8 protein-coding genes and 1 pseudogene are annotated in these 8,420 nt (G+C 64.7%); 4 read left to right on the top strand and 5 right to left on the bottom strand.

Annotated features, from left to right (window positions below):
* Positions 1 to 241: 241 nt before the first annotated feature.
* The 3 genes and pseudogenes from WAW17_RS19875 to WAW17_RS19865 all read left to right on the top strand — a co-directional run.
* A pseudogene (locus WAW17_RS19875) lies at positions 242 to 799 on the top strand (hypothetical protein); the annotation flags it as partial.
* Positions 800 to 849: 50 nt separating this feature from the next.
* Positions 850 to 1,464, top strand: coding sequence for a phosphotransferase (locus WAW17_RS19870; RefSeq protein ID WP_422334637.1), 615 nt, complete (start codon positions 850 to 852; stop codon positions 1,462 to 1,464).
* Positions 1,465 to 1,633: 169 nt separating this feature from the next.
* Entirely contained in the window at positions 1,634 to 2,539 is a 906-nt protein-coding gene (locus WAW17_RS19865; protein WP_422334636.1) for an acyl-CoA thioesterase, read from the top strand.
* A 913-nt stretch (positions 2,540 to 3,452) separates the two neighbouring features.
* On the opposite strand, the gene WAW17_RS19860 is transcribed toward WAW17_RS19865, so the two are convergent.
* The 3 genes from WAW17_RS19860 to WAW17_RS19850 all read right to left on the bottom strand — a co-directional run bounded on the left by WAW17_RS19860 (position 3,453) and on the right by WAW17_RS19850 (position 5,881).
* Positions 3,453 to 4,292, bottom strand: coding sequence for a mycofactocin-coupled SDR family oxidoreductase (locus WAW17_RS19860; RefSeq protein ID WP_422334635.1), 840 nt, complete (start codon positions 4,290 to 4,292; stop codon positions 3,453 to 3,455).
* Between the two features lie 61 nt (positions 4,293 to 4,353).
* The gene (locus WAW17_RS19855) at positions 4,354 to 5,634 is read right to left on the bottom strand and encodes a cytochrome P450 (protein WP_422334634.1); all 1,281 of its coding nucleotides are present in this window, start codon (positions 5,632 to 5,634) and stop codon (positions 4,354 to 4,356) included.
* A gap of 7 nt (positions 5,635 to 5,641) precedes the next feature.
* Positions 5,642 to 5,881 (bottom strand): ferredoxin, encoded by a 240-nt coding sequence (locus tag WAW17_RS19850; protein ID WP_422334633.1) that lies wholly within the window; start codon positions 5,879 to 5,881, stop codon positions 5,642 to 5,644.
* Positions 5,882 to 6,024: 143 nt separating this feature from the next.
* Here WAW17_RS19850 and WAW17_RS19845 point away from each other — a divergent pair, with 143 nt between their 5' ends.
* The gene (locus tag WAW17_RS19845) at positions 6,025 to 6,645 is read left to right on the top strand and encodes a TetR family transcriptional regulator (protein ID WP_422334632.1); all 621 of its coding nucleotides are present in this window, start codon (positions 6,025 to 6,027) and stop codon (positions 6,643 to 6,645) included.
* A 25-nt stretch (positions 6,646 to 6,670) separates the two neighbouring features.
* Here WAW17_RS19845 and WAW17_RS19840 read toward each other — a convergent pair whose 3' ends face one another.
* Together WAW17_RS19840 and WAW17_RS19835 are read right to left on the bottom strand one after the other, a co-directional pair.
* Positions 6,671 to 7,459 (bottom strand): ABC transporter permease, encoded by a 789-nt coding sequence (locus tag WAW17_RS19840; RefSeq protein ID WP_422334631.1) that lies wholly within the window; start codon positions 7,457 to 7,459, stop codon positions 6,671 to 6,673.
* Positions 7,456 to 8,409: an ATP-binding cassette domain-containing protein gene (locus tag WAW17_RS19835; protein WP_422334638.1), complete on the bottom strand. Its 954-nt coding sequence runs from the start codon at positions 8,407 to 8,409 to the stop codon at positions 7,456 to 7,458. The genes WAW17_RS19840 and WAW17_RS19835 overlap by 4 nt, the downstream gene beginning before the upstream one ends.
* Positions 8,410 to 8,420 lie beyond the last annotated feature (11 nt).

Here is an 8,420-nt window from a genome sequence, read left to right as displayed (position 1 = left end):
CTGCGCTCCGAGCTATCCAAGCCTGTGATTCACACCACATTTACATTCGGGACGCTACACGACCGATATGCGGAAGCACATCCAGGTTAACTACGTCCAGGGAATTCGGACGTTTGGAAGTCGTTGCGAGAGCTGACCGACCGACCGGCACCGCGCAACCGAAGAGCGTGCCGAAGATATATGACCTAGCTGACTTACTTGGTACCGTGTGACGGTCACCACACTCGAGCGCAGGGGCATCATGACGACAACATCACTGGACGACAGGGCTCGGTCAGCACTGAAGAGGGCCTACGGCACTGCGAACGCCGCCGGCAACCTGATTTTGGGATTAGCGCCGTGGGTAGCGGCCCCTCGACCGCGTTCGTGCGCCGACATCACGAGCGAATGGCTCACGTCCTCGCTCGTCCCGGACGGATCGGGTGCTCGCGTCGACGATTTCGAGCGCGTCGGAGGGACGTCCGGCACGACTGATCGCAACTTACTGGCGCTGCGGTGGAACGCCGCCGGGCGCGCCGCACGCCTTCCGGAGACGGTGTTCGTGAAAACAACGCCGCTCCCGGCCCAGAATCGGGCGCTGGTCGCGGCTCTGGGCATGGCGCGTGGAGAGGTCGAGTTCTACCGCACCGCGAGACCACATCTGGAGGGTGTCGCTCCCCGCGCCTACGTCACCGAGTACAGCCGCGGCGGACGCCAGATGTTGCTGCTCGAAGATCTGGGTGCGCAAGACGCGTCGGTCTTCGCGCTGGCGGACGATTGCCCGCCGGAGCACGCGCACAAGCTCGTCGAGGTACTGGCGCACCTCCACGGCACATTCTGGGAGAGTCCCCGGTTCCGCTCGGACATGTCGTGGGTTGTCCCTCAGACCCAACGGGCCGGCTTCGAACTCATGCAGGTGATGTTCAAGTACTGCCGCAGACACATCGTCAACCGGGCCGACGAGCTGAATATCTCCCCCGAAGTGGTGCGCCTGGCGCAACTGCTCAACAAACACACCATGCTCTTGCACCATTGTGGGAGCAGGTACCGACCACCCTGTGTCATGGTGATACCCATCTGGGCACTACATTCCGCTTCGCGGACGGCCGTGCTGGACTGCTCGACTGGCAGGTGACGCACCGCGCGCATGGGCTACGCGACGTCGCCTACTTCATGGTGTCCTCGCTGTCGCCGGAAATGCGCCGGGATCACGAACGAGAACTCATCGCCCACTACCTCGAAAAGCTCGCGCAGTACGGAGTCGATACTCCGTCCGAGAAGGACGCATGGCAGCTCTATCGCCTGTTCGCCCTCGACGGTTGGGACGCCTCGATGAGCACCATCGCTTTCGGCGGGCTCCAGGAGCGAGCCAACTCCGAACATGCTCTGGCTCGGGCGAATTCCGCGGCCGAGGATCTCGAGCTCGCAGAACTGGTGGTGGGAACGATGGAGGGCTCCTGGCGTCTACCCCCTACACCCACGTGAGTGGCAAAGTCGGCCGCGCGCTTCGCCACTCACATGCGAGGTCAACCGATCGCGTTCGGTGCCCGACGCCGGTCGACGGGCGAGCGGGTGGCGTCGAGTTCCTTGTTCAGTCGGGCGACTACGGTGCCGCCGGGTGTCAACATGTATCACTTAGTTATATGGTAGCGGTATGTCTGGCACCCACGCGATCCCCGCGACCGACCCGAAGCACATCGAGCGCCCGCCGCTGGGGAAGATCCTCGACCTCGAGGAACTCGACACCGACCTCTACCTGGGCCGGACTTACAACGATGCAGCCTTGCGTATTTACGGTGGCCAGGCCGTGGGGCAGGCTCTCGTGGCGGCGGGACGCACCGTGGCACCCGACCGTCGTGTCCATTCACTGCACGGCCACTTCCTCCATCCCGGAAACCCCAAGGCACCCGTTGTGTACCACGTCGAACGGGTACGCGACGGTGGAAGTTTCACCACCCGCAACGTCCGGGCGACGCAGGAAGGTCTGACGATCTTCCAACTGACGGCGTCGTATCAGCGACGCGAATCCGGCTTGTCGCACCAGAGCTTCGACACCACCGCTCCTGCGCCCGAGGAGATTCCCGACTTCGAGGACTCCCTCTCCCCGGAGGAGCTCAGCGACGCACGGGCATGGCTCGATGTTCTCCGCCGCAACATCGCCGTCGACTTCCGCTTTCCCGAGGAATACCCGAGAGTGGCCACTGCGCGCGGCGAGTCCCGCCCCCCACGCCAGCGGGCCTGGGTCCGCACGTCCGAACTCCTCGACCAGGACCCGGCGTTGCAGGCAGCCGGATTCGGCTACGTCTCCGACCTTTTCCTCTTGTCATCCGCGCTGCCCCCGCACGGCATCACGATCGGGGAGCCGGGCCTCCAGCTCGCAAGTCTGGATCATTCCGTCTGGCTGCACGCGGAATTCAGAGCCGACGAGTGGCACCTGTACGAGCAGGAGGGCCTGTGGATGGGCGGCGGCCGCGGTCTCGCGCGCGGTCACCTGTTCGACCGCGAGGGCACGCTCGTGGCCACCACGATGCAGGAAGGGCTCCTCCGGCTGCGTCAGTGAGGGCGTATATCGGGGAATTCCAGTTGGTCGTGGGAAATTCGCCGACAACCTGGAGGCTCGATGGTGAGTATCCGGCCCCGGACTGTTGTGATGGCGTGGCCATGACCGAGCGGTGAGCTTCCCCGCGCGCTGGTACCGGCACGCCGCTGAGAGGATCACGGCTCACAGCGATGGGCCCGAGGGCATTCCGCCCGATCTGGTCGTCGGCTATGCCGCCCCATCGGACCATGCCTTCGCCGCCGCGCTTACCGGGCTCTGCCAGATCCTGCCGCCACCGTCGTGTGCAGCTTCTGGACCCTGATCCCTGGACCGCATCAGCGACGCGTGAGTTCCTGCTGCCAGACCGAGCTGTCGAAGTAGTGGTTGTCGAACCGCTCCGCTGTCGCGAATGTCCTGCACCGGGGCCTCACCCTGGTACACCCTCTCGAGCAGCCGGTAGTAGTCGACCTGTCCATTCCCGGCGTGAACACGACGAGCATCTCGGCCTCGGGATCGCGGGACGGTGCGAACGCGTGTGGCACGTCATCATGGCGCCGCTCAGCACGAAGAACATCTCGGTGGCTCGGGTATGGAAGTGCGCGGGCGCGCCCGGCGAACCCTTCTGGAATGTCGCACGATTCGCGGTCAACATGCCATCGGTCACATTCGAGTCGGCGAGCAGGGTTAGCCGACTGGTCGCACCGTCCTGCAGTGCCTCAGCCTGGTCGGCACGGACCAAGCACGGGCTTTGCTGCACTGGCGAAGCTCATCTCCACTCCTCGAGGTCAGTGGGTGCCGCCGGTCGTGTTGCCGGCGACACCACTGAATCCAGGGTCGCGAAAGACCTGTCACAGGGTGCATTCCAGTGGCAGAAATGTGTGTCAATTCTCGCGGCCTTCCCCGCGTAAGAGCATCCGGACCGGTGTGAGTGCGGCTACTTGAGGGTGCTGCCTGCATCGACGGTGAGGGGAAGACCTGTGACGTAGCGGGATTCGTCGGAGGCAAGGAACAGCACGGCGTTGCTGATGTCCTCGGGCTCCACCCAGCCGATCGGCAGTACGTGCATGAACTGTGCTGCCACCTTCAGATCCTCGGGCCCGGGGTTCTCCAGGTCGGGGCGGAACATCTTCATCGCCCCCTCGTTCATGAACATCGGGGTGTTCACGTTGGTGGGGTGAACGGAATTGACTCGGATGAAGTGCTCACCGAGTTCAACGGCGAACGAGCGCATCAGTCCGACCACGCCGTGTTTCGCGGCGATGTACGGGCCCGTGTTCGGATAGGCCTTGAGCCCGCCCACCGAGCTCGTCAGGATGATCGATCCGCCGTTACCTCCCGCGATCATGTGCGGAACGCCGGCCTTCACCGACTTCCACACCCCGGAGAGGTTGATGTCCTGCATTTCCTGCCAGTCGAACTCGTCGGTCTGATGAAGGGGGGTTCCACCGGTTCCGATCCCGGCGTTAGCGACGATGATGTCGAGTCGGCCCAGTTGCTCGACGCCGCTGTCCACCGCGGCCTTCACTGCGTCGAAATCGCGAACGTCGACCTCCGCCGTCACAATACGGCGGTTGAAACCCTTGACCAGTTCTACGGTTTCGGCCATATCCTCCGGCGTCGACGGCTCGATCAGTGCGTTCTCTCTGATCGGTCCGCAGATGTCGAGCGCGATGATATCCGCGCCCTCCTGCGCGAGCCGGACCGCATGACTGCGCCCCTGACCGCGTGCGGCACCCGTGATGAACGCAACCTTGCCTTCTACTCTGCCTGCCATGAATCACCTCTCTGGTCGCGCATCGAGCGATTGCCCGATGCAGTGTCTTGCCGAATTGCGTCTATCCGGTCTGGCTGAAGTCGATGTGGAGCTCGACGAGGCCGCGCAGCAGAAAGGTGGGCTCGTAGAGGAACAAACGGTCGTCCGCCGAGCCGTGCGCGCGTTCACTGATGCTGATGTCACTCATCCTGTCGAGCAGACGGTTCAGGGTTACGTTGCCTTCCATACGGGCGAGCGGCGCACCGGCACAGGTGTGCAGCCCCCGTCCGAATGCGATGTGATCGTGCGCGTTCTTCCGGTCGAGTCGGAACTCGTTCGGGTTCTCGAACTTGCCTGGATCACGGTTGGCGGCAGCGAGAGCCAGCATCACGACCGTCCCGGCAGGGACATCGAGATCGCCGATCCTGGTGGACTTGCGAGCGAGGCGGAAGTCGACCTTCGTCGGACTGTCGAAACGGAGGGATTCCTCCATGAACGGCCGGACGAGACTGCGATCCTCGCGGAGGATCTTCTGGTACTCGGGCCGTTCACAGAGAACCCGTAGTGCCGAGCTGAGAAGCTTCGTCACCGTTTCCTGGCCGGCAGCGAACAGGAAGGTCGCGGGCCGCACGACCTCCATGAGCTCGGGTGTCGATCCATCCGGATACGTCGCTGTGGCCAGACCGCTGAGAATGTCGCCACGGGGTTCGCGCCGCCGTTCGGAGAGGTAGCCGCCGAATTGCTCCTCCAGATATTCCAGTGGGTTGATCCCCACCGGCTCGTGGTCGAGCGCCCCGACCCGGGTGCCGGAGCGTTCCGCGGCGCCCAGTGCCCAGCGAAACTCGTCACGGTCCTGCTCCGGGACGCCGAGAAGATCTGCGATAGCCAGCGTCGCAAATGGTTTGGCGTACTCGCTGAGAAACTCACAGCGTCCGTTGTCGATGAACTCGTCGAGTACCTCGTCGGCCAGGGACCACAGATACTCCTCGTTCTCCTTCAATCGTTTCGGAGTGAGGAGCCGACCCAGCAGCGCCCGAGCCCGCGTGTGGTCGGGGGGATCCATCGTGACCAGATGCTCGAAGATCGGAAACAGATGACGGTGTGCTTCGATCTGCTCGGTGATGTCGTCACCCTCGGGTACGAACGGCAACGGAGGAAACGGTCCGCCGATTGCATTGACCGCCGAGAGGGCTTCGCTGTTCTTGAATCCTTCGACCACCTCGCGATAACCGGTGACGACCACCACCCCGTGGTGCGGCTCGCGGAAGACCGGGTTCCGGCTCCGGAGGGAGTCGAAGTACTCGAAGGGGTTCTGTGCGACCTCTCCGTCGGAGAAGTAGTCGACTGATGCGAGATCGGTCATCGGATCACTAGCCTTTCGGTGAACGAGGTGACAGGGCGGGCGAGCCCTTGACGATGCTGATGGCTTGGCGCGGGCAAGCGCTGGCCGCAGATTGCGCTCTGGGCCACAACGCTTCCGGTGGAGTGTCGCCACAGACGGCGATGTCGTCGTCCCCGAGATCGAAGATCTCGGGCGCGATCTCGACACACAGCGCGTGCGCCTCGCACAGGTCGCGGTCGATGTGCAGGCGCTTCGGTGATCCCGTCATCGGGTACTCCCCATGGATGAGTTTCGGACTCGTACGGTGGCACGGACGTTTCCGTGCGTCGGCCGCCGGATATACAGTGAGTAACTGCGTTACAGCCGATACGATAACCGGGTTACCCACTTACGGCAAGGAAATTCGCAAACATGGAGAACACCCAAGTGGTGGGCGGGACGAACCGGACCGGTGACCGACTTCTCGACACCGTCGTCGACCTCCTCGAGAACGAGGGCTACGACGCAGTCCAACTGCGCGAGGTCGCGCGTCGTGCGCGCACGTCGCTGTCGACCATCTACAAGCGGTACGCCACCCGGGACGAGTTGATCCTCGCCGCGATCGAACGCTGGATGGAGGAGACCCACTCCGGGATCGTCAAACAGGCGCGCGATCCGAGCGAGCCCCTGCACCCGGCGATGATGCGCGTGATTCGTGCAATCTTCGAACCCTGGGCGCAGCACCCGGCAATGCTCCTGGCGTACTTTCGTGTGCGGACAGCGCCTGGCGGCGAGGGCCTCGCCGTGCGAGGCTTCGACCCTGTCGTGCCCGTCGGCATGGCAGTCCTGTCCGACGTGGATCCCAACTTCGTCGCAGACCTGGAATCGATCCTCTCGAGCGTCGTCTACGGCCTGGTCGGACGGTACCGCGAGGGACACATCGCGATCACCGACATCATCCCCACTCTCGATCGCACCGTCTTCTGGCTGACGACCGGCTATCAGGCCTCACTCCGAGACGAGACCTCGGGGCCTGCGCCTCGAGGCGAATGACCGAGCCGGGCGTGAGAGCGGCGATTCAGCGGGTGCGTTCGCGCCGCATCAGCACTCGCGCCCACGCATAACCGGCCGCCGCGATCAGCGCGCACCACCCGACCGAGAGAGCGGCAGTACCGGCATCTGCGTCGCCGGCAAGCAGACCGCGCACGGTCTCGGTCATCGGGGTGAACGGCTGGTATTCGGCGAACCAACGCAGACCCACCGGCATCGAGTCCGTCGGCACGAACCCGCTGCCGAGAAACGGCAGGAAGATCAGGAACATCGGCAGATTGCTCGCCGTCTCGACGCTGTCCGACACCAGCCCCAACGCCACCGACAGCCAGGTCAGCGCAAACGAGACCAACGCGAGCAGACCGAGCACCGCGAGCCACCCGAACGGGCCGGCGTCGGGGCGGAAGCCGAGCGCGACGGCAACGAGCAGCACCGTGCCCATCGCCAGCAGGCCCTGCACGACGCTGCCCAGCACGTGGCCGGCGAGCACCGACCCCGGCGAGATCGCCATTGTGCGGAACCGCGCGACGATGCCCTCGGTCATGTCGGTGGCGACGGAGATGGCGGTGCCCTGCGCCACGGCAGCCGCCCCCATGACCACGATTGCCGGGGTGACGTACGCGAGGTACTCGGCGCGGCCGCCCGCCCCGGGCAGACCTGCACCGAGGGTGCCGCCGAAGACGTACACGAACAGCAGCAGGATCAGGATCGGCGTCCCGATGAGTAGCACGGTCATGCTCGGGTATCGACGCAGGTGTACCAGGTTGCGACGGAACATCACAGCCGAATCGGCCAGGGCAGGCGAAATCGTGTTCACTGTAAGACCTTTCGTGCATCGGAGCTGGTGAGTGCAAAGAAGACTTCGTCGAGGTCCGGAGTTCTCACCTCGAGGTGTTCGGGAGCAACGCCGGCACCGTCGAGTCGATCGAGCACGGCGCGCAGCCCCGGAACGTCGGTGCCGCCGGGCACCGTGAGGACGCAGGTGTCCGCGTCCGGCGTTCCGGCGGGAAACGCCCGTGCCGCCGCGTCGAGTGCTCCGAGGTCGGCCAGGTACAGACGAACACTTCCACCACGAACACGCCGCTTGAGCTCCGCGGGCGTGCCCTCGGCGACGATGCGGCCACCGTCGAGTACGGCGACGGTGTCGGCGAGTTGGTCTGCCTCGTCGAGGTACTGGGTCGTGAGCACGATCGTCACCCCCTCGGCCACGAGTTCACGCACGATGTCCCATAGCACCCGCCGGCCGCGCGGGTCCAGCCCCGTAGTCGGCTCGTCGAGGAACACCACACTCGGCTCGCCGACCAGGGTCATCGCGAGATCGAGCTTGCGTCTCATCCCGCCGGAACAGGTTGCGGCCGGCTTGTCTGCGGCGTCGGCGAGTTCGAACCGGCCCAGCAGGGAAGCGATCCGCCGTGTTCCCTCGACACGATCGAGACGCTGCAGGTCGGCCATCAGCCGCATGTTCTCCTCCACCGTCAATAATCCGTCCACGGCCGAGAACTGGCCGGTGACGCCGATGGTGCGGCGGATGGCGTCGGGCTCGCCGTGGAGATCGTGCCCGGCAACGACCACCTCGCCCGCGTCGGGCCGGATGAGGGTGGAGAGGATGTGCACGATCGTGGTCTTGCCCGCGCCGTTCGGGCCGAGCAGTGCGAAGACGGTCCCGGAGGGCACCGTGAGGTCGATGCCGTCGAGAACCGACTGTTCGCCATAGGACTTCCGCAGGCCACGCACGTGCACTGCGGCCGGGCGAGTAGACAGGGTCATGATGTGTTCTC

The sequence above is a fragment of the Rhodococcus sp. (in: high G+C Gram-positive bacteria) genome (genome assembly GCF_049286785.1).
Lineage (GTDB): Bacteria > Actinomycetota > Actinomycetes > Mycobacteriales > Mycobacteriaceae > Rhodococcus_F.
The sequence above is the reverse complement of the archived record's forward strand: the minus strand, read 5'-3'. Positions and strand labels throughout refer to the sequence as shown.